The following is a 20,128-nucleotide window of genomic DNA, read 5'->3' as shown; positions in this document are numbered from 1 at the left end:
TCTTCGCCTCGTCGAAGATGACCGGGTAGGTCCACATGGTGACGGTGTTGTCGTCGCCGCCGCTGGAACAGCCGGCCAGCACACCGGCGGCCAGCACGGTGACCACCACCGGCACGGCAACCGCACGGACTCTGGAACGACGGGTGAGAAAACGGGACATGAGAGGGGCCTCCGAGGGCATGAGGGTGGGACGGGGAAGAGGGGACGGCATCCGGTGGGGAGTCACCGGGCCGGCACCGTCTGAACGGTGCCGGTGTGCCGGGCACGCTCGGCGGCAAACGCCGCCAGATGACTGCCGAGCGACGTAGCAGGACCGGAACGCACCGCAGCCGGGTCACCAGTCGCAACAGCGTGGACGAAGGCATCAACCAACGCCGTGTCTCCGCCGCCGTGTCCCTCGGCGGCATTGGAACCGCTCGCGTCGACCTCGTGGACGGTGACCTCGTCGGTGCGGAAGTCGTGGACGGTGACGCGCTTGCCGTCGCCGCGCAGCCAGCCGTGCGAGCCGAAGATCCGTGTCTGGCGGTCGGTCTGTTCGGTGAAGGCGACCATGGTGAACGTCGCGGTCATGCCGCCGGACAGCTGCATGGCGAGGACCTGGTGGTCGACCACATCGTTGTCGCCCCGGTACGCGCACAGACCGTACGGGCCCTCGCGCAGCGCGGTCAGCAACTCGGTCTCGTCCGTGGAGTCCGTGACGTGGGTGACCGGCCAGACCGCGCCCTTCTCGCGCAGCGTCGGAAAGTACAGCTTCGGCGCGCTGTACGGGCAGCCGGGCTCGACCGCACAGTCGACACACCGCTCCGCGGCACCGGCCGGGGCGTTCTCCGGCCGGAAGTGCTTGAGCCCACCGAAGCTGGCGACCTGCTCGATCCGGCCGCCCATGACGTACGTGATCCAGTCCAGGTCGTGGCAGGACTTGGCGAGCAGCATCGGCGAGGAATCCTTCTCGCTGCGCCACGGACCGCGCACATAGCTGTGGGCGTAGTGCCACCAGCCCACCGGCTCCAGATGATCGATGGAGACCAACTGCCCAAGCACACCGGAGTCCACGACCTCCTTCACCAGGTCGGTGTAGGGCGTGTACCGCAGGACATGGCAGACGGCGAAGAGTACGCCCGCCTTCTCCACGCCCTCGACGATCCGCCGGGTCTCCTCCTCGGTCGGCGCGAGCGGCTTCTCGGCGAGGATCGCGTACCCGGCCCGCGCCAGCGCTAGGACGGGCTCGACGTGATTGCGGTCCTGGGTGGCGACGATGACGGCGTCGGCGATGGCGTCCCCCTCGACGAGCGGCCGCCAGTCGTCGAACTCGAGCTCCGCCCCGGCCGCGGCGCGGGCCGCCGGCCGGGGATCGGCCACGGCCACGAGGCGGGCGCGTTCGGGGTGGGCTTTGATCCACGCGGCATAGGTGAGGCCGCGGTTGCCGGCGCCGACGAGAGCCACGCGGACGGGCCGATCGGATATCGGAAGGTGCATGGACATTCCCAAGAGCTCCCTGGAGGTGAAGGAAAGGCACGCGACGGACAAGGCGTGCGGTGGGGCCGGGAGGCGTCTCCCGCGGCGATGCCTGGACGCGGAGCCGTCAACGGTTACCGGACGGGAGGTCCGGAACGGCCGTTCACGGGCGCGCCGCCGTGGGCCGCCGGTTGTGCGCGAGATACGTCGTCTCGACGTGCTCGACGGCTCGCCAGATCGCACCGAGCGCGACCCGGTCGTCGCCGAGCGAGGACGGCTGGAGATCGGGGACCCGGATGCACAGCGGCTCCAGACGGTTACGGAGGCGGGGAAGCAGGACGTCGGCGGACTGGGCCAGTCCCCCGCCCAGCACGACCCGTTGCGGGTCGACGGTCAGCACCATGGCCGCGAGGCCGAGGGCCACGTCGCTGGCGTAGCGGTCGACGGCGCGCACGGCGACGGTGTCGCCCCGGCGGGCGGCGGCCAGCACATGGGCGGCGGCGTTCCGCGGGGGTACGTCGGACGGGACGGCGGGACAACACGCCAGGCGGGTGGCGGCGGTCGCCCAGGGGGTAACGGGGAAGCTGCCGATCTCGCCCGCCGCGCCGCCGTATCCCCGGTGCACCCGGCCGCCGATGATCAGCGCCGCGCTGAGGCCGAGACCGGCGTGGATGTAGACGGCGTCCTCGATGTCCCGTGCCGCTCCGAGGCGTTGCTCGGCGAGTGCGGCCAGCCGGGTGTCGTTGTCCACCAGGACCGCCCCGGCGCAGCGTTCGGCCAGGTGTTCGGCGAGCCGTACACCGGTCCAGTCGGCGGCCGCTCCCGCGAGTACGACGTCTCCCTCCGGGCCGACGACGCCGGTGGTGCCGGCGCTGATCGTCCAGATCCGGTGGACGTCGATTCCCGCGTCGTCCAGGCACTCGGTCATCACGTCGCCGATGACGGCAAGCCGGTCGGCGCGCCGGATGTCCGGCGGCACCGTTCGGCGGGCCGTGGTGACGACCGTGCCGCAGAGGTCGGCGAGCACGGCGAGGACGCTGTGGGCGCCGATGTCCAGCCCGAAGACGTAACCGGATTCGGCCCGGAACCGGTAACGGCGGGCCGGCCGCCCCACCGCGCCGGGCGAGGGCGGGACTTCGGCCGCCCACCCCTGGTCGGTCAGCTCGGTGGCGAGGTCCTCCGCCGAGGCGCGGGAGAGACCGGTGAGCGTTGCCAGCTCGGTCAGCGTTACCGGCGCGTCGGCACTTCTCAGCGCCCGCAGCGCGCCGAACGCGTTGAGCCGACGCAGCTGCGCCAAGTCACCGCCGGCGGGTCGGGATGCGTCCATGTACTCCTCTTGACGTCGTTTCAGCCATAGGGATTAATCAGAGAGTCCACGAAAACATTGCGGTGGTCAAGCGCCAGGAGAACGCTGAGGCCGCTCAAGTCGCGAACAAAACGCCCACTTATTGGGAAGACTCTCATAATCTGAAGGGACCACGGTGGCCCGAAAACGCCCTAGACCACTCCTCATCCTGCTGCTCGCCCTGACCGTTCTGGTCGCGGGCCCTGCACCCTTGGCCGCGGCCCGGGGAGGTGGCGGCACCAGTAAATCGGCACTGGACCGGACGTGGTTCGGCCCCGAGGCCGACCTCGGCGTCCAGCAGGAAACGGTCTCCATCAACGACGCCGTGGTGGGCACGGAGGACGGCCGGCCCGCGATGTACACGACGGTCTCCGCCGAGAACGCGATCTTCAACGTCATCGACATCCGGGACAACCGGCTGCTGCGCTCGTTCACGCTGCCTGGCGTGCAGCAGTCCTGGCGGCATGCGATCGGCCCCGACGGCACCGTCTACATCGCCGCCATCACCGGCGGCCAGACGGGAGAGCTGTGGAGCTACAGCCCGGCCGACAAGGAAGTGCGCAAGCTCGGCACCGTTCCGGGCGAGAAGTCGCTGTGGTCGATGACCACGGACCCGGAGGGCAATGTCTGGATCGGCACCTTCCCCAACGGCAAGGTGTTCAGATACGACCCGCAGAGCAAGGGCTTCCACGACTACGGGCAGATGGTGCCCGGCCAGCAGTACGTGCGCTCCATCGCCTACCACGACGGATCCGTCTACGCGGGCGTGGGCTCCGTCGGTGACGTCATCCGGCTCGACACCGCCACCGGTACGAAGACGAAGATCTCCGACCAGGTCCCGGCGCTCCTCGGAGTGGAGCCCCAGAAGGTGCCCTTCGCCTACGACATGACGGTCGTCGACGGCTGGCTGTTCGTCAAGTTCAGCGACCCGCAGATGAAGCTGCTCTTCTACGACCTCGATGCCGGCAAGTGGAGCGAAAAGTCCGTCGGCAAGAACACGCCTTCCGACGCGGGGGTCTTCTCCTTCAACCAGCTTCAGTCGCGGGACGGGAAGGTGTACGTCACCAACAACCGCGAGCTGTACGAGATCGACACGGCGACGCTGGAGTCCCGCTCGACCGGAATCGCCTTCGGTACCTCGCTGCGCGGTGCCGCCTGGATACCGCTCAATGATCCGGACCTCCCCGGGACCTCGCTCGTCACCCTGCAGTCGGGCGGCACGATCACCGCTTTCGACATCGCGTCACGACGGAGCAAGGCGCTGCCCTCGGTGGTGCAGGGCGCGCCGAACCCGCTGCACAATCTGGAGGCGGCGCCGGACGGCACACTGTTCATGAGCGGCTACCCCGGCGGCACCGGGTCCCGATTCGACCCGCGCACCGGCCGCACCACCCGCTTCCCGATGGGCCAGGCCGAGGGCATGGCGGGCCTGGGCGACACGATGTACTTCGGCATCTACCCCGGAGGCATCATCTCCTCGGCGAAGCTGGACGCGGCGACCCCGGCCGTCTCCGAGAAGTTCCGTCTCGGCTCCGAACAGGACCGGCCGTACGTGATGAAGGCCCATGACGGCAAGCTGCTCATCGGCTCCATCCCCGACTACGGAAAGCTCGGCGGCGCGCTGACCATCTACGACCCCGACGACGGCGAGAAGAAGACCTACCCCGACATCGTCCACAACCAGAGCGTCGCCGGTCTCGCCCAGCGCGGCGGACGAATCTACGGCTCCACCACCGTCTACGGCGGTCTGGGGACCGACGCCACCGAGTCCGAGGCCAAGATGTTCGTCTGGGACGTCGCCGGCGAACGCAAGGTCAAGGAGTTCGCCCTCGGCCTCCCCGGCCTCGACAGCCCGAAGATGATCAGCGGTCTCGGCTTCGGCCGTGACGGCCTGCTGTGGGGCGCGGCCGACGGATTCCTGTTCGCGATGGACCCGGGCACCCTCCAGGTCGTCAAGTACAAGAACGTCTACCCCGAGGTGAAGCACTACGGCATGTGGCGGCCGGTCTACCTCCGCTTTGGCGCCGACGGCCTGCTGTACACCACCCTGGCCGGCAAGCTCACCGTTGTGGACCCCAAGACCATGGACCACGTGACACTCGGCGACTACGCCGAGGAGGTCGCCTTCATGACCCTGGCCCGGGACGCCGACGGCCACGAGAACATCTACTTCCTCGGCAAGACGGCGGAGTCCCGGCTGCGGATGATTCCGGTGCGCCACGGACATGCCCGTACCGTGGCCGTCGGCAACGCCGGCTTCGAGGTGGCGCCGCTGGACGACGGCGCCGTCCCAGGGTGGCAGGGCGGTGGCGCCCTGTTCACCCTCTCCCAGGAGCGGGCGTACACCGGCAGACGCAGCATGAAGATCGTCGATGCGGCCCGGAGCGGCCCCGAGGCGTCGGCGGAGCTGACCGGTGAGCCGGTGCCGGCTGCCGCGGGGGCGTACTACCGGGCCCGCGCCAAGGTGTACATCGAGGACGGAAGCACCGACGATTCGGTGCTGCTGCTGAGCTTCCTCGACAGGGCCGGCCAGCCGGTCGGCCGGATGGCGAGCGCACCGCTCCGCGGCGCGGACCAGCGGCGCTGGATCGACGCGCAGGCGAGTGGTACGGCTCCGCCTGGTACGGCGTCGGTCCGCGTCTCGCTCTACTCGTCCGCGTGGAACCTCATGACCGGATACGTCGACGCGGTGAGCCTTCAAAAGACCAGGCGTGGGTGACATCCACAGCGCGGACACCGGGCCACGGCGACCGTACGCCGTGGCCCGGTGTCGCCGATGCGGCGCTCAGCCCTCGCCGTCGAACTCGCACCGCACGGCATCACCGCCGACGCCCTCGCGCTCGGCACGGTCCGGACCCCGATCGACGGCGCGTTCCCCTTCGACCGCGACAGATGCACCGGATGCGCTTCTCCGCCCCCGCCGCGTACGCGGCGTACGACGCTCAGCTCTGCCACCCTTCGGTGACCGGGCCAGCACAGAAGGAAACTTGACGCCATGACACACACCTTGCGCACCCTCGCCCCGGCCGACGAGGCAGCCGTGCACGCGCTATGGGCGATCTGCTTCGACGCCCCGCACCTCCCGGCGCTGCACGCCCTGGACCCCGACCGCCACCGGCGGACCTTCGTGGCCGCGCGCGGTGACACGGTCGACGCCGTCGTCTGCTACGTGCCGCGGCAGCTCCGCGACGCCCGCGGCCGGGTCGAACGGGTGGGCGGTATCGGCAATGTCGCCACCCGCCCCGAGGCACGGGGCCAGGGCCTGGTTCGCCGGCTGCTCTCCATTGCCGCCGAGGCCATGACCGCTGAGTCCTGCACATGGTCCCTGTTGTTCACGGCCACTCCCGGGGTCTACGAGCGCTCGGGCTGGACCGGCTTCCGCACCTCCTGGGCCGAGGGCCCGCTCGCCACTGTCGGCCCACCCGAGCCCCGCTTCCGCATCCGTGCGGCCACCCCGACCGACGCCCCGCGGCTGGCAGAACTGCACGCCGGATTCAACGCCGCACGCCCACTCACCGCGGTGCGGACGGCCAACGACTGGATCCACCGCGTGCCCGCCTGGTACGGCCCCGACGCCGAATGGCTCATCGCCGAGGACAACGGAGGGACGGCGGTCGGCTACACCGTGACCCAGCACATCGGCGAGGCCGTCGAGGTCCGCGAGTGCGCGGTGACGGAAGCCGCACCGGCAGCCCTCGGTGAGTTGCTCGCTGCGGTGGCCCGCCGGGCCCGTGCGGCGGGCGCCGCAGTCGGCCGGGCCCACCTCCCCGAGGACCCAGCCGTCCGCGCTGCCCTGCCCCGGCTTCTCGCCCAGGATCAGGCCCGGGAGCGGACGCAGACGGTGGGTATGGCCCGCCCGCTCCTTGCCCCGCCGGAGGCGATACGCGCCACGCTGCAGGCCACGGGAGCAACCCACTGGCATGGTGATTCGTTCTGAGCCAACAGTCCCAGGGCCCGATGTGTTTGCCTGCCGTCCACTCATCAGGGCACGTCACCGGGACCTCGTTACGGGACAGCTTAGGCTGGTTGAGCGTCCGAGGACGCTGGGCAGGCAGCTGATGCGCCGTGCCGGCGCCGGACAGGCCACCGCCCAGGAGCAGCACCTCCTCGCCCGCACCACCACCATCCGCACTCCCCCACCCCCGCACTCCCCCACCCCCGCACTCCCGGCCCGGGGTTCAGGTGCAGGAACCCGGCCCGACCAGCGGCCGTCAGGGTGCAGTCACCGGCTCGTCCTCGACGGCGGGCCGCGCCGCCACCGAGCCACCGGTGGCTTTGGGATGGCGGTGGTCGAGAGGGCGAAGGCCACCAGCGCGGCCAGGACCAGGAAGCCGGCGGACCACACCGGGTGCCGACGCAGTACACCGTGTACTGCGACCCCTGCGGGCCTCGGGGCGCGTCAGGCCTTGGAGCCCAGAACCGGATAGTCGATGTAACCGCCGTCACCGCCGCCGTACAAGCCCTCGGGAACAAGGGCGTTGAGCGGTGCGCCGGCGCGGAAGCGTGCGACCAGGTCCGGGTTGGCGAGGAATCCCCGTCCGAACGAGATCAGGTCCGCGCCCCGGCGCAGCCACTGTTCCGCGTTCTCGCGGCCGCCGTCCTCGGGAGGCTGCGGGAAGGAGTTGAGCGGGTTGACCATGAGGAGGCCCGGCCAGGCGGCGCGGATCTTTTCGTTGACGTCCTCGTCCTCCGCGGCGACCAGGTGCAGGTGAGCCAGGCCCAGCGGCGCCAGCTCATTGAGCAGCGCGGTGTACAGCGCCGCGCTGTCGCTCTCGGTGATGTCGTTGAGCGCCTTGGCGGGTGAGATCCGTAGCCCCACCCGGTCGGCTCCGATCGCGTCGGCCGCGGCCTCGACCACTTCGACGACGAAACGGATGCGGTTTCGGAGGGAGCCGCCGTAGACGTCTGTGCGCAGGTTGGCGTTGTCCGAGAGGAATTGGTGGAGCAAGTACCCCATGGCACTGTGCAGCTCGACGCCGTCGAAACCGGCCTCGACCGCTCGCTCGGCGGCACGCGCGAACTCCGCCACCTTGTCCTCGACCTCGGCGGTGGTCAGGGCGCGCGGTTCGACGTAGCCCTTGGGCCCCTCCGGGGTGAAGATCTGCCCGTCGGCGCGGACGGCGGACGGAGCGACGGGGGTGAGGCCGTTGACGCCGGGGTGGCCCACCCGTCCCGAGTGCTGGAGCTGGAGGAGGATGCGTCCGCCGGCCGCGTGCACGGCGTCGGTCACCGTACGCCACCCGGCCACCTGCTCGTTGGTGTGGATGCCGGGGGTCATCGGGTAGCCCTGCCCCTGCAACGACGGCTGGGTGCCCTCGGTGAGGATCAGGCCCGCCGAGGCGCGCTGGGCGTAGTAGGTGGCCATACTCGGTGTGGGAACGCCGTCCCCATTGGCGCGGCTGCGGGTCATCGGGGCCATCACCATGCGGTTGGGCAGCTCCAGGCGGCCATGACGTACGGGGTCGAACAGGGACATGCGGAACTTCTCCTTGGTACTGAGCGGTGAGCGCACCGAGACCTGACCAGGCTCGGTAGCTGCCGAGAGGGCCGGCAGCCACATACTTGGTCGGCCAAGTGTGAGTGCGAGTGCGAGTGAAACGTGTGAAGGCGTCGCGGCATCCCGCCCATGCCCTCTCCTGGAGGGCGGCGGAACCGACACCCACAGCATATAGTCTGCCCAGCAGATAAGTTGCCAGATAGATGATTGGTCGACCACACTTTGACCTCGGGGTCTGCCCGACCCGCCCGTCACACCGGAGAATCCATGTTTATCGCCTATACCGTTCTCGCTGTCCTGCTGTCGCTGATGCTGGTCGTCTCGGGGCGGGGCAAGCTCGTCAAGGACCCGAAGATCATGCCGGCCATGACCGCCGTGGGAGTCTCGCCCGGCATGGTGCCGGTGCTGGCCGTTCTGGAGTTCGCCGGGGCGGTCGGCCTGCTCGTCGGCATCGGCTACCGTCCGCTCGGCGTCGCGGCGGCCGCGGGCGTGGTCCTGTACTTCCTGGGCGCCGTGATCGCCCACCTGCGGGTCAAGGACGTCAAGGGAACGCCCGGCGCCGGCGTTCTGCTCGTCGTCTCGGCAGCCGAGCTCACGCTCGCCGCCGCCGGCGTGTGATCGACGGAGGCGCCGCTCGGCCGGCGCCTCCGTGAAGCGCCGGGGCGGGCCGCCATGTCGGCGGCCCGCCCCGCATTGCGCGCGCTCTCGCGCTCCCCGGCCCGGGGGCGGCGTCAGAGGTGGTCCATCGCCTCGCAGGGGTTGACCCCCGGGTGCGCACGGTGGATGTGCAGGGACAGACGCCCCGTCAGCGCCGTCAGCGCCGCGGCCTCCTGCGGGGACAGGACCGACAGCAGATCGGCCTCCACGGCGGCCACGCGCTCCTCGTAACGGGTCAGTGTCTCGGCACCCGAGGCGGTGACCACGATCTTTCGTGCGCGGCGGTCCACCGGGTCGGGGACGCGCTCGACCAGGCCGGCATCGACGAGCGTGTCGATCAGGTAGGTCAGGACCGTGCGGTCGATCCCCAGGTGAGTACCGATCGCCTGCTGATTGGGCGGATTCCCGTACACGACGGTCGACAGGATGTGATATCCGCGCACGCCCGCCGGCATCCCGTCCATCGCGGTCTCGAAACGGGTCTGGAACCCCCGAAGGATGATCCCCAGATGCCGGACGAGATCCCCCGGAGCGACGGCGGCACCCTTCCCGGGAGGTACGAGCGCGTTCGTGGCCATGTGCTCACCTTACTGTGCGCGCCGACGGTCAGGAGTTCCGTCATGCGCGTGGTCTTCGCACTGCCATGTCGCAGACCGGCCGGCCCCGCTCCGGCAGCGGGGCCGGCCGGCGCTCGGCCGTTCAGCCCTGGTCGCGGTCGTTGGCGAACTGCAGCCCGGCCGTGCCTCCGGTCTCGATGAACAACTTCACGAACTGGTCGGCGGTGTCCTTGCGGGACCAGTCACGCTGGAGTTCGCACAGGAGCTGGGCCCATGTGATCAGTTGTGCGCCCGCCTGTTCCATGCGGCGCAGTGCGGTTTCGTGGGCCGTGAGCGACGTGCCGCCGACCGCGTCCACCACGGGGTACACCTCGTAGCCCTCGTGCAGGGCGTCGTAGGTGGGGAACGTCAGGCAGGCCTCCGTCCAGAGGGCCGCCATGATCAGCTTTCGCCGGCCCGTGGCCTCGACCGCGTCGACGAACTCCTGGTCCTCCCACGCGTTGATCGACGTGCGGTCGTACGTCGGCAGACCGGCGAGGACGTCGCGCAGTTGCGGGATCGCCGGTTTGTTGAGCCCGGTCTCGACGTTGACGGTCGAGTGAATGATCGGCAGTCCGTAGGTCCGGCCGATCTTCGCCAGCCCCACGACGTTGTTGACCAGCAGCTGCCGATCCATGGAGTCGATCGAGTTCACTTGAACAGGCTGGTAGTCGATGATGACGAGCGCCGCGTTCTTCGGCGTCAGCAGCCCGTCGGTTTCCTGGTCACGGATTGGTTTGCTGGTCATCCTTCGAGCTCCTTGGCGCTTCGGGCGCGGGACGTTCGGCGCTCTCCGAGCGCTCCCGTGGTCCTGATCGCTGGGGTACCGGGCCGGGGAACAGTTCTCACAGCCTTACGAGGCCTCGTGTTCCGCCGGTTTGTCCGGGCAGCAGCAGCATCGCGTACGCGCGCCGCCGTCGTGCTCCCGCGTTTCTCACGGCGCGCGGCTCACAGCGGAGGGGCTGCGGGCCCGGCTCCTGCTCATGCCCCGGCGAGGGGCTTTCGCGATCGTTGCTGCTCAACGATTCGACCACCCTCCACCCTGCTACGCAATGCGGACAAGGCGCACGAAAGGTCCGCCCTCGTCCTCGGCGTGCGCCTCCCCTGCAGCCGAGCAGTACACCGCCGCCTCTCGTGCTGAGCGAGGTCGAGCAACTGCCCGGTCACGCTTCTCCCCGGGCGAGGCCAAGCGGCCGGCGTCGCGGGCCGGGCCCACGTCCGCGACATCCATCCGCGGCAGCAGAGGTAGCCGCGGATGCGATTCGTCGAGTACCCTAGTTGTGAAAATGATCGATCATTGCGCAAATGGTGAGCAGAGGAGAGCCGAGTTGTCACTCCCCACGAGCCCCGCAGCTCCCCCGCCCTCCGGAGTGACCGGGCCCGGCTTCTCACTGGAGCGAGTCCCTCTGCATGAACGCGTGCGTACATTCGTCCTCGAAGGCCTGGTGGCCGGCCGCTGGGAGCCCGGAGACCGCATCGTCGAGCGCCGGATCGCGATCGAACTAGGCATCAGCCAGGCGCCGGTGCGCGAGGCACTGCGCGAGCTGGAGACCATGGAACTCGTGACGTCCACGCCCAACAAGGGTGCTCGCGTACGGGAGTTGACCTTGGATCGACTCCGAGATGTGTACCTTGTGCGGGCATCCCTGGAGCGCCGCGCCGTCACGCTGGCCGCCCCCCGGTTGGCCGGGAACGTCGCCGCACTGGAGCAACACCTGCTCGCGATGCGCCGCGCGGCCGTCGAGGGGGACATTGACAGCCAGGCCCTGCACGGCGTGGCCTTCCACCGCGCCATCGTCCACGCATGCGGAAACCCCGTACTGATCCGGCACTGGGACTGGCTCGGCGTGGAGGCCTGGACCCGCCTCTCTCTTCGGTGGCTGCGCACCGAGCTGCACGACAACGCGGAGGATCACGAAGAGATTGTCGAAGGTCTACGCCGGGGCGACCCGCACCTGGGACGCCTGATGGAACTGCACATCATGGACTATGCGCATGAATCGAAGAATGCTTGATGGCTACGACCGACGCCCAGAACCTCGCAGACGACGTACCGCCGCGCCATGTCGCGCGGCTCGCCGACCCGCGCACCACCACGCCCCCGGGCACTCTGACGATCTTCTCGGACATCTGGTGCTCCTTCGCACACGTCGCCTTGCATCGCCTGCACAGCACACGGGAACGACTCGGCCTGACCGAGCGGATCCGGATCGACCACCGCGCCTCCCCTCTGGAACTGTTCAACGACGGGCCAAGTCCACGCCGTGGCACCGACTCCGAGGTCGGAGGGATCGCGCATATCGAACCGAACGCCGGATGGCAGATGTGGCGCCCACCCGACTGGAAGTTCCCGTCCACCTCACTGTTCGCCCTGGAGGCAGTGCAGTTGGCCAAGGAGCAGGGGCCTGCCGCGGCCGAGGCGCTCGACCTGGCCATACGCCGGGCGTTCTGGGCCCACAGCAGGCCCATCGGTGCCCGCTCCGAGATCATCGCCCTTGCTCGCGAAACCCCCGAAGTGCGTGAAGAACTGGTCGCGGCAGGCCTGGACGACGGTCGGGCCCGTCGCCTCGTGACGCTCGACTTCGAATGCGCCCGTCGCCACCGAGTTCGGTGCAGTCCGCACGTCTTCACGTCCGACGGTCGCGAGTGGGCCAATCCGGGCGTCGAGGCGACCTGGCACGGAGCCTACGGAACCGGCTTCCCGACGATCACTCGAGACGATCCGAGCGCATGGGAGACGATCCTGCGCACCGCCGACGAGCTGGCCGAACAACGGTGATGCGTAAACACATTTGATCGATCATTGAACATTGCTGGTCAGTAGCGCTTGCCTGCGCGACCTGACGGCACGTGGTTTCTGTATGAGAAATTGATCTTCCACAATCCGGAAGAGCGAGTGCAAGGGTTCGACGACCACAGCTGGCCGGTTCCACCAGACAACCGGCCGCCAAAGGCCTATCCGGTTCCGGTCGGCCCGCGTCACAGAAGGGTGATCCCATGTTCTTGAACCACCAGCTGGACCAGCTGCCCGAACCCGATCCCGAGGAAGTGGCCGAATGGCTCGCTTCCGTGGACGGTGCGGTCGGCGCCGTCGGTCCCCAGCGCACGGGGCGACTGCTGCAGCGAGTCGTCGACCACGCGCGCCAGGTGGGAGTACCTCTGCCGCCGCAGTCCGTGACTCCGTACGTCAACACGATCCCGACCTCCGCCGAGCCGGCCTATCCCGGCGACGAGGCGATGGAGGCACGGATCACGGCGTGGAACCGGTGGAACGCCGCTGTCATGGTCACCCGTGGCAACGAACGCGGCGGCCTGGGCGGGCACATGGCCACCTACGCGTCTGCCGCGTGGCTCTACGAGGTCGGCTTCCAGCACTTCTTCAAGGGCAAGGATGCCGACGGCAGCGGCGATCAGCTCTACGTCCAGGGCCACGCCTCCCCCGGTGTCTATGCCCGCGCCTTCCTCGAAGGACGCCTGAACGAAGCGGAGTTGGACCGCTTCCGGATGGAAGCGGGTGGCGGCGGTCTGCCGTCCTACCCGCACCCTCGGCGGCTGCCTTGGCTGTGGGAGTTCCCGACCGTGTCCATGGGGCTCGGCCCGCTCTCGGCGATCTACCAGGCACGCTTCAACCGCTACCTGCATCACCGCGGGATCAAGGACACCAGCCACTGCCACGTCTGGGCGTTCCTCGGCGACGGCGAGATGGACGAGCCCGAGTCCACGGCTGCCCTCGCACTCGCCGCCCGCGAGGAACTCGACAACCTCACCTTCGTCATCAACTGCAACCTGCAGCGCCTCGACGGCCCGGTGCGCGGCAACTTCAAGATCATGCAGGAACTGGAGGCCCAGTTCCGCGCGGCCGGCTGGAACGTCGTCAAGGTGCCCTGGGGCGTGGAGTGGGACGGCTTGCTGGCCACCGACTCCGACGGGCTGCTCCTCAACGCTCTCGACACCCTGCCCGACGGACAGTTGCAAACCTTCGCCGCCCGCGACGGCGCGTACATCCGCGAGCATTTGTTCACCGGCGCGCTCGCCGGACTCGCCCGCCCCTACAGCGACGAGGACCTCGCCCGCATCATCGGCACCTCGCGCGGCGGACACGAGCCCCGCAAGGTCCACGCCGCCTATCGGGCCGCGCTCGACCACCGTGGCGCGCCGACCGTCGTCCTCGTCCAGACCGTCAAGGGCTGGACGCTGGGCCCCGGCTTCGAGTCGCGCAACGCCAACCACCAGATGAAGAAGCTGTCCGGCAAGGAGTTCCGCGTCATGCGTGACCTCCTCGGCCTTCCCATCCCCGACTCCCGGTTGGGTGAGGGCCTGGTGCCTTATGTGCACCCGGGGGCCGACTCCGAGGAGGGCGCCTACCTTCAGGAACGTCGCCGCGCACTCGGCGGCCCCGCGCCGGCCCGCCGGATCGTACCCCGTCCGCTGCCCACCCCGGCCGACAAGCCGTTCGCCGCGCTCGCGAAGGGGTCGGGCAACCAGGAGATCGCCACCACCATGGCCTTCGTGCGCCTGGTCAAAGACCTGATGCGGGAGAACGAGACCGGCGCCCGCTGGGTGCCCGTCGCCCCCGACGAAGCCCGCACCTTCGGCATGGAGTCGCTGTTCCCGTCCGCCGGGATCTACTCCCCCAAGGGCCAGACGTACGAGCCCGTCGACCGCGACCAGCTCCTCTACTACAAGGAATCCATCAGCGGTCAGATCCTCAACGAGGGCATCACGGAAGCCGGTTCACTCGCCTCCTTCACCGCCGCCGCGACGTCGTACGCGACGCACGGCGAGCCGATGATCCCCTTCTACATCTTCTACTCGATGTTCGGCTGGCAGCGCACAGCCGACCAGTTCTGGGCGCTCGCGGACCAGCTGGGCCGCGGCTTCGTCGTCGGCGCCACCGCGGGACGCACCACCATGACCGGCGAGGGCCTCCAGCACGCCGACGGCCACTCGCACCTCATCGCCTCCACCAACCCCGCATGTCTTCCCTACGACCCCGCCTTCGCCTACGAGGTCGGCGTGATCGTCCGCGAGGGACTGCGGCGCATGCACGGCGAGAGCCCCGAGGACGTCTTCTACTACCTCACCGTCTACAACGAGACCAAGATCCAGCCGCCGATGCCGCAGGCTGAGGGCATCGAGGCGGGCATCCTGCGAGGCCTGTACCGCTACCGGCCCGCCGCTGCGGCCGCCGCAGACGTTCCGCGCGTACAACTGCTCGCCTCCGGCACCGCGATCCACTGGATCCTGAGAGCCCAGGAGCTGCTCGCCGCAGACTGGAACGTCGCCGCCGACGTGTGGTCGGCCCCCTCCTGGACACTGCTGCGCCGTGACGCCATGGAAGCCGAGGCCCAGGGCCGCACTCCGTACGTCACCGAAGCACTGGCCGGCGCTCCGGGGCCGGTCGTCGCCGTGTCCGACTGGATGCGCGCGGTCCCGGACCAGATCGCTCCCTGGGTGCCACAGCAGTGGACCTCCATGGGCACCGACGGCTTCGGCCTCTCCGACAGCCGAGCCAACGCCCGCCGCCACTTCGGTGTCGACGCCGAGTCCATCGTCGTACACACCCTGCGCACGCTCGCCGCCCGCGGCGACGTGAAGCCGGACGTTCCCGACGCCGCTGCCCAGCGCTACGGCCTGACCGGGAAGGAGTGAACCACCATGTCCGTCTCTGTATCCCTGCCCGCGCTGGGCGAGTCGGTCACCGAGGGCACCGTCACGCGCCGGCTGAAGGCCGTCGGTGACGAGGTCGCCGAGAACGAGCCGCTGCACGAGGTCTCCACCGACAAGGTCGACACCGAGATCCCCTCGCCCGTCGCCGGTGTTCTCCTCGAGACCGCCGTCGCCGAGGACGAGACCGCCGAGGTCGGCGCCGAGCTCGCCGTCATCGGTGCCGCCGGTACCGCTCCGGCCACCGCCCCGGCAGCACCCGCCGCCCCGGATCCGGCTCCGGCCCCCGCGCCGGTCACCCCGGCCCCGGTCGCGCCGACCGCCGTGTCCCCCGCGGACGACGGCGCCTACGTGACCCCGCTGGTGCGCAAGCTCGCGTCGGAGAAAGGCGTGGACCTGTCCACCGTCAAGGGCATCGGCGTCGGTGGCCGCATCCGCAAGCAGGACGTCATCGCCGCCGCCGAGGCCGCGAAGACGGCCGCGCCCGCCGCTGCCGCCGCGTCGAAGGCCCCCGTCCTGGAGGCCTCCCCACTGCGTGGCCAGACGGTCAAGCTGCCGCACATCCGCAAGGCCATCGCGGCCAACATACACAAGGCCCTGCTCGAGCAGGCCCAGCTGTCCTCGGTCATCGAGGTCGACATCACGAAGCTGATGAAGCTCCGCGCCAAGGCCAAGGACGGCTTCGCCGCCCGCGAGGGCGTCAAGCTCTCCCCGATGCCGTTCTTCGTCAAGGCCGCCGTCCAGGCGCTGAAGGCCCACCCGGTCACCAACGCCCGCCTGAACCACGACGAGGGCACGATCACCTACTTCGACTCCGAGAACGTCGGCATCGCCGTCGACTCGGAGAAGGGCGTCCCCACCACCGGCCACCTGCCACCCTGGCCCGCCTACCTGCCCGGCCGGTCCGTCATGTTCCTGGACGCCACCGCACCCGCCGTCCATCAGGACCCCGCCCGGCCCGAACGACTGCTGTGGAACGGCCTGCGCTGACCGAAACGCCGGAGACCAGCGCGTGGCCGAGGGGATGCAGGAGCTGTGGTCGGCGGGGTGCCGTCGAAGCACTCCTCGCAAGAGCCGACGGAGGCAGGGGAGGCAGCGGCGCCCGAAGATCTGGCGGGCGGGCATGGCATGGTCCAGCGCCAGTTCATGGGCGGGCGTCATGGCCGCCGACTTGGCCGGGTGAGCTGTGCGACAGATTCGTTGGCCCGGGGGCGCAGGCATGTTCGGCCTGGTGGGCGTGGGGTCGCGAGCTCCCCTTGGCGGCTGCTTGAGGCTCTGGTTCAGGCGCCTGACGACGAGTGGTGCGGGAGCCTTCCGGGTCGGGCTCAGGCGCGTACGTGAAGCGCCGCACAGATTGGGCCCGGCTCCGGCTGCCCGCCGCCGGATCCCGCCGCGCCGCTCGCGCAGTGCCGCTTCAACGGCTCCGGCCCCAGCCGCCGACGGGCCCGGCCGATCGCCGCCGTGGGCGGCACCCGCCACGGCTTCTCCCACCGCGGCACCCGTTCCAGACCGTGAGTCAGCAGCCTCGCGACCTCCTCACAGCAGCTTTTCCGTGAACTTGATCAAGAATTGACTCAGTCCCTACTCTGTGACGCATGGGTACAGGGGGACACCTGATAGATGGACGCTTCCGGCTGATCGAGCAGCTGGGAAGTGGCGGAATGGGCACGGTGTGGCGGGCGAGCGACACCGTGCTGCACCGGGAAGTCGCACTCAAGGCTGTGCGGTCGGACGCGGAGGCGTCGGATGTCTCGCGTGAGCGTGTTCTGCGCGAGGCACGGGCACTGGCCCGGCTCAACCACCCCAATGTCGTGACCATCCACCACATCGTGGATGCAGATCCGCACCCGTGGCTGGTGATGGAGCTGGTTTCCGGCCACTCCCTCCAGGAACGGCTCTCGGCGGGTCCGATGACGTGCGTGGAGGCGGCCCGCATGGGCCGACAGGTCTTGTCCGCGCTCAAGGCCGCCCATATGGCCGGCATACACCACCGGGACGTCAAACCCGCCAATGTTCTGCTGCGCCTCGACGGAACCGCCGTGCTCACCGACTTCGGAATCGCAGGGCTGCAGGGCTCTACCTCGCTGACAGCAACCCACGAACTTGTCGGCTCGCCCGAGTACATCGCTCCTGAACGCATTCGCGGCCACGACGACGACCCCGCGTCCGACCTGTGGTCGCTCGGCCTGGTGCTGTACGTGAGCATGGAGGGTGTCAGCCCGATGCGGCGTGCTACGACGCTTGCCACCCTCGCCGCGGTGCTCGACGAACCAGTACCGCCGCCGGTGCGCTCCGGCCCACTTGCCCCCGTACTCCAAGCGCTGTTGGTACGCGACCCGGCGGCCCGCCCGAACGCGGAACGACTGGACGCGATGCTGGCGCAGGTGGAGGCCGTCTCGGCGCCCCACCAGGCACAGCCGACGGTCACCGCTTCGGTGCCACCGTCTGTTTCCCTCGGGCATCCACCCACTCAACTGGACAGCCCAAGGCTGCCCGCCCCCGTGTCGGAGCGACGACGGAACCGAAAGCCGGTCGTCATCGCCCTGACCGCTGCAGTATTGGTGGCCGCAGCGTCGACCGCACTGGTGCTCCTACCTCACGGTGCGGAAGACGGCGAGGCGAGCCGGAAAGTGGGCACTTCGCCAAGCACGACGTCCTCCCGATCTCCGGCCACCGCACCGAGCCGCCCGCCCAGGCAGACTCCCACCGCGACGGCGGACCCGACGGCAGATGCGACAGCGGAGACAACGGCGGACCCGACAGTTGATACGTCGCAATCAGTTGCCCCGGCCGAACAACCTCCCCTGCCCAGCGGCCGCTGGATCGCCCAGCTCCACTCCGAGCCCATCAGCGCGGGCGTCGCGGCGCGTGGTCAACGGCTCGCCGCGGTTCGGCGGTCGGTGCCCGAAGCGGAGGTTCTCCGCAGCGACGACTACGCGTCGTTGCGCCCCGGCTACTGGGTGTTCTATGCCCCAGGCCCCTTCACCGATGGGCGCTCCGCACTCGCCTTCTGTGCCGAGCGTGGCAGAACCACGGCCAACGCATGCATCGGCCGCTACCTGAGCACCAATTCGGCCGACGACGCCCTCAAGTGCCGCCCTCCCGCCAGCCGACCGACCGGCCGCTGCTCCCGTTACTAATGCGGAATCAGGCAACGTCGTCGTTTCGACGTGTCGCCCGGCCCAGCAACCGAGCGACTGGAAAAAGGAACACGGGGGTCCGGCCTCACGGCTGCGCTTGCTTCGGCAAGGTGAGGAATTCGGCTCCGTCGTTGGTGATGGCGATCGTGTGCTCACTGTGTACTGTCCGGCAGCCTGTCGCACTTCGGAGCCTCCCCCCGTCGGCATGAGTGACGAGTTCAGCGCTGTCCGCCATGACCCACGGCTCCAGTGCCAGCAGCAGCCCAGGGCACAGTTGGTATCCACGGCCGGGCCGTCCGGTGTTCGAAACGTGCGGGTCCTGGTGCGGGGGGCCGTGGCGCGACGGGGCCGGCGCGGGGTGGAATCCGAAGCCCGGACAGAAAAACGCCTGCCCAACGGGGCCCTCCGCTGCTCGGAACCGATTGACCCTCACAATTGATGTCAAGGTTCAGCATGGAGCCTATGACACATGTCGCAGAGATACACGACCTTGCCCGAACCCCCGCCGCACCGAATGCGCGAAGGTTTCCGCTGTGGGGGCTGCTCGCTTTCGCGACGGCCGCGTTCATCACCCTGCTCACCGAGACCCTGCCCGTGGTGTGCTTCCGGCGATGGCGCACGATCTGGATATCTCCGTCTCGGCAGCCGGGCAGACCGTCACCGTATACGCAATCGCATCGGTGCTCGCAGCCGTTCCCCTGGTGAAGATGACGGCGGAGTGGCCTCGTCGCAGGCTTCTGCTGACGGCGGTATGCGGTTTCATCGTGGCGAACACAATCACAGCGCTCTCCACGAACTTCGCACTCACGCTCGTGTCGCGGTTTCTCGCCGACACCGCTTCCGCGTTGATCTGGGCGCTGCTTGCCGGCTACGCGCGGCGCATGGTCGAACCCCACCAGCGGGGCCGCGCGTTGGCGATTGCATCCGCAGGAACGCCTGTTGCGCCGGCGATTGGGGTTCCCGCCGGCGCGTTCTTCGCGCAGACGCTCGGCTGGAGGGTCTCGTTCGTCGCCATCAGCATCCTCACGGTGCTTCTCGCCCTTTGGATCCTGCTCTCCGTACCGCAGTTTCCCGGCCAGAAGCGAGGCGAGCGCCAGCCGCTCTCGGGTGCACTGCGGATACCAGGCGCGCTGCCCGTGCTCAGTGGTCGCCGCCTACGTGCTCGCGCACAGCGTGCTCTACAACTACATCGCCCCGTTCCTCGGATCAGTCGGCCTGGAGGAACGAGTCGACGCCGTGCTCCTGGTGTTCGGCGGGGCCTCCGTCCTCGGCCTCTGGCTCGTCGGCACACTGATCGACCGCCACCTCCGCACGCTGGTGATCGCGAGCTCTTGCCTGTTCGCCCTCGCTGCGGTCGTGCTGGCACTCTTCGCGCAGTTCCCCGCTCTCGTATCCATCGGGGCGGCGCTGTGGGGCTTCGCGTTCGGCGGGGTGGCGACCCTGCTCCAGACAGCGGCCGCCGAGGCTGCAGGGCCGGCAGTCGACACGGGGCAGTCGCTCTTCGTCACGGCCTGGAACCTCGCAATCGCCGACGGTGGCGTGATCGGCGGAACCCTCCTCGCAGGAGCAGGCCCCGAAATGCTTCCCAGGGCGACCCTGGCCATCGCCGTCCCGGCGATCCTGACCTCGGCGCTCACGCGCCGCAACGCCTTCCCCGGACTTGCCGATCGGCAGCACCGCGAGGCCGCTTCCTGAGAAACGATTTCGATGACGTGTACGGCACTGCGCGCAGCCGGATCGCATCGGTCAGCCGCTCCAGGTGCTCGATGCG

Annotated in this window: 14 protein-coding genes and 4 pseudogenes; 11 read left to right on the top strand and 7 right to left on the bottom strand. The window is 69.4% G+C overall.

Features of this window, described 5'->3' with window-relative positions; all coding sequences use genetic code 11:
• Positions 1-222: 222 nt before the first annotated feature.
• Positions 223-1,482: a Gfo/Idh/MocA family protein gene (locus tag ACFYY6_RS32590; protein WP_389196974.1), complete on the bottom strand. Its 1,260-nt coding sequence runs from the start codon at positions 1,480-1,482 to the stop codon at positions 223-225.
• 136 nt (positions 1,483-1,618) lie between these two features.
• Positions 1,619-2,782 carry an ROK family transcriptional regulator gene (locus ACFYY6_RS32585; RefSeq protein ID WP_351521626.1) on the bottom strand — a complete coding sequence of 388 codons (1,164 nt, stop codon included), beginning with the start codon at positions 2,780-2,782 and terminating at the stop codon, positions 1,619-1,621.
• A 154-nt stretch (positions 2,783-2,936) separates the two neighbouring features.
• Between ACFYY6_RS32585 and ACFYY6_RS32580 the strand changes: the two genes are divergently transcribed.
• Genes ACFYY6_RS32580 through ACFYY6_RS32570 form a run of 3 tightly spaced genes read left to right on the top strand, consistent with a single transcriptional unit; the run spans position 2,937 to position 6,737 of the window.
• Entirely contained in the window at positions 2,937-5,519 is a 2,583-nt protein-coding gene (locus tag ACFYY6_RS32580) for a hypothetical protein (RefSeq protein WP_389196972.1), read from the top strand.
• 57 nt (positions 5,520-5,576) lie between these two features.
• On the top strand, positions 5,577-5,765 hold the full coding sequence (locus tag ACFYY6_RS32575) for a hypothetical protein (protein ID WP_389196971.1): 189 nt from the start codon (positions 5,577-5,579) through the stop codon (positions 5,763-5,765).
• Between the two features lie 30 nt (positions 5,766-5,795).
• Positions 5,796-6,737 carry a GNAT family N-acetyltransferase gene (locus ACFYY6_RS32570; protein WP_351521631.1) on the top strand — a complete coding sequence of 314 codons (942 nt, stop codon included), beginning with the start codon at positions 5,796-5,798 and terminating at the stop codon, positions 6,735-6,737.
• 462 nt (positions 6,738-7,199) lie between these two features.
• Here ACFYY6_RS32570 and ACFYY6_RS32565 read toward each other — a convergent pair whose 3' ends face one another.
• Positions 7,200-8,276, bottom strand: a complete 1,077-nt coding sequence (locus tag ACFYY6_RS32565; RefSeq protein WP_386609611.1) for an alkene reductase — start codon at positions 8,274-8,276, stop codon at positions 7,200-7,202.
• Positions 8,277-8,564: 288 nt separating this feature from the next.
• Between ACFYY6_RS32565 and ACFYY6_RS32560 the strand changes: the two genes are divergently transcribed.
• Positions 8,565-8,915: a DoxX family protein gene (locus ACFYY6_RS32560; RefSeq protein ID WP_351521634.1), complete on the top strand. Its 351-nt coding sequence runs from the start codon at positions 8,565-8,567 to the stop codon at positions 8,913-8,915.
• 113 nt (positions 8,916-9,028) lie between these two features.
• Here the strand turns inward: ACFYY6_RS32560 and ACFYY6_RS32555 are convergent, their stop codons facing one another.
• Together ACFYY6_RS32555 and ACFYY6_RS32550 are read right to left on the bottom strand one after the other, a co-directional pair.
• On the bottom strand, positions 9,029-9,532 hold the full coding sequence (locus ACFYY6_RS32555) for a MarR family winged helix-turn-helix transcriptional regulator (protein ID WP_351521635.1): 504 nt from the start codon (positions 9,530-9,532) through the stop codon (positions 9,029-9,031).
• 121 nt (positions 9,533-9,653) lie between these two features.
• The gene (locus ACFYY6_RS32550) at positions 9,654-10,298 is read right to left on the bottom strand and encodes a hydrolase (RefSeq protein WP_351635166.1); all 645 of its coding nucleotides are present in this window, start codon (positions 10,296-10,298) and stop codon (positions 9,654-9,656) included.
• A gap of 670 nt (positions 10,299-10,968) precedes the next feature.
• On the opposite strand from ACFYY6_RS32550, the gene ACFYY6_RS32545 reads away from it, so the two are divergent.
• The 4 genes and pseudogenes from ACFYY6_RS32545 to ACFYY6_RS32530 form a co-directional block, all read left to right on the top strand.
• Entirely contained in the window at positions 10,969-11,565 is a 597-nt protein-coding gene (locus tag ACFYY6_RS32545) for a GntR family transcriptional regulator (RefSeq protein ID WP_351635164.1), read from the top strand.
• Positions 11,565-12,329 (top strand): DsbA family protein, encoded by a 765-nt coding sequence (locus ACFYY6_RS32540; RefSeq protein ID WP_389196968.1) that lies wholly within the window; start codon positions 11,565-11,567, stop codon positions 12,327-12,329. The genes ACFYY6_RS32545 and ACFYY6_RS32540 overlap by 1 nt, the downstream gene beginning before the upstream one ends.
• A 218-nt stretch (positions 12,330-12,547) precedes the next feature.
• Complete coding sequence (gene aceE, locus ACFYY6_RS32535; protein ID WP_389196966.1) at positions 12,548-15,202, top strand: pyruvate dehydrogenase (acetyl-transferring), homodimeric type; 2,655 nt, start codon at positions 12,548-12,550, stop codon at positions 15,200-15,202.
• A gap of 18 nt (positions 15,203-15,220) precedes the next feature.
• Positions 15,221-16,078: pseudogene (locus ACFYY6_RS32530) on the top strand (2-oxo acid dehydrogenase subunit E2); the annotation flags it as partial.
• Between the two features lie 464 nt (positions 16,079-16,542).
• On the opposite strand, the pseudogene ACFYY6_RS32525 reads toward ACFYY6_RS32530, so the two are convergent.
• Positions 16,543-16,749 (bottom strand): annotated as a pseudogene (locus tag ACFYY6_RS32525) (hypothetical protein); the annotation flags it as partial.
• A 63-nt stretch (positions 16,750-16,812) separates the two neighbouring features.
• On the opposite strand from ACFYY6_RS32525, the gene ACFYY6_RS32520 reads away from it, so the two are divergent.
• Positions 16,813-18,357, top strand: a complete 1,545-nt coding sequence (locus ACFYY6_RS32520) for a serine/threonine-protein kinase (protein WP_389196964.1) — start codon at positions 16,813-16,815, stop codon at positions 18,355-18,357.
• An 85-nt stretch (positions 18,358-18,442) separates the two neighbouring features.
• On the opposite strand, the pseudogene ACFYY6_RS32515 reads toward ACFYY6_RS32520, so the two are convergent.
• A pseudogene (locus ACFYY6_RS32515) lies at positions 18,443-18,682 on the bottom strand (type I methionyl aminopeptidase); the annotation flags it as partial.
• Between ACFYY6_RS32515 and ACFYY6_RS32510 the strand changes: the two are divergent.
• A pseudogene (locus ACFYY6_RS32510) lies at positions 18,591-19,415 on the top strand (MFS transporter); the annotation flags it as partial. The pseudogenes ACFYY6_RS32515 and ACFYY6_RS32510 overlap by 92 nt on opposite strands.
• An 85-nt stretch (positions 19,416-19,500) precedes the next feature.
• A complete protein-coding gene (locus tag ACFYY6_RS32505) occupies positions 19,501-20,052 on the top strand; it encodes an MFS transporter (protein WP_389196962.1) in 552 nt (183 codons plus the stop codon).
• The last annotated feature ends 76 nt before the right edge of the window (positions 20,053-20,128 follow it).

Origin of the sequence: Streptomyces sp. NPDC001750 (genome assembly GCF_042892615.1) — a bacterium.
Taxonomy (GTDB): domain Bacteria; phylum Actinomycetota; class Actinomycetes; order Streptomycetales; family Streptomycetaceae; genus Streptomyces.
The sequence above is the reverse complement of the archived record's forward strand: the minus strand, read 5'-3'. Positions and strand labels throughout refer to the sequence as shown.

What these genes read in the sequence shown, in the direction of transcription:
- ACFYY6_RS32585 (WP_351521626.1), bottom strand. Translation starts at nt 2,782, where the DNA reads ATGGACGCATCCCGACCCGCCGGCGGTGACTTGGCGCAGCTGCGTCGG.
- ACFYY6_RS32570 (WP_351521631.1), top strand. Translation starts at nt 5,796, where the DNA reads ATGACACACACCTTGCGCACCCTCGCCCCGGCCGACGAGGCAGCCGTG.
- ACFYY6_RS32550 (WP_351635166.1), bottom strand. Translation starts at nt 10,298, where the DNA reads ATGACCAGCAAACCAATCCGTGACCAGGAAACCGACGGGCTGCTGACG.
- aceE (WP_389196966.1), top strand. Translation starts at nt 12,548, where the DNA reads ATGTTCTTGAACCACCAGCTGGACCAGCTGCCCGAACCCGATCCCGAG.
- ACFYY6_RS32560 (WP_351521634.1), top strand. Translation starts at nt 8,565, where the DNA reads ATGTTTATCGCCTATACCGTTCTCGCTGTCCTGCTGTCGCTGATGCTG.
- ACFYY6_RS32540 (WP_389196968.1), top strand. Translation starts at nt 11,565, where the DNA reads ATGGCTACGACCGACGCCCAGAACCTCGCAGACGACGTACCGCCGCGC.
- ACFYY6_RS32590 (WP_389196974.1), bottom strand. Translation starts at nt 1,482, where the DNA reads ATGTCCATGCACCTTCCGATATCCGATCGGCCCGTCCGCGTGGCTCTC.
- ACFYY6_RS32575 (WP_389196971.1), top strand. Translation starts at nt 5,577, where the DNA reads ATGCGGCGCTCAGCCCTCGCCGTCGAACTCGCACCGCACGGCATCACC.
- ACFYY6_RS32520 (WP_389196964.1), top strand. Translation starts at nt 16,813, where the DNA reads ATGGGTACAGGGGGACACCTGATAGATGGACGCTTCCGGCTGATCGAG.
- ACFYY6_RS32565 (WP_386609611.1), bottom strand. Translation starts at nt 8,276, where the DNA reads ATGTCCCTGTTCGACCCCGTACGTCATGGCCGCCTGGAGCTGCCCAAC.
- ACFYY6_RS32555 (WP_351521635.1), bottom strand. Translation starts at nt 9,532, where the DNA reads ATGGCCACGAACGCGCTCGTACCTCCCGGGAAGGGTGCCGCCGTCGCT.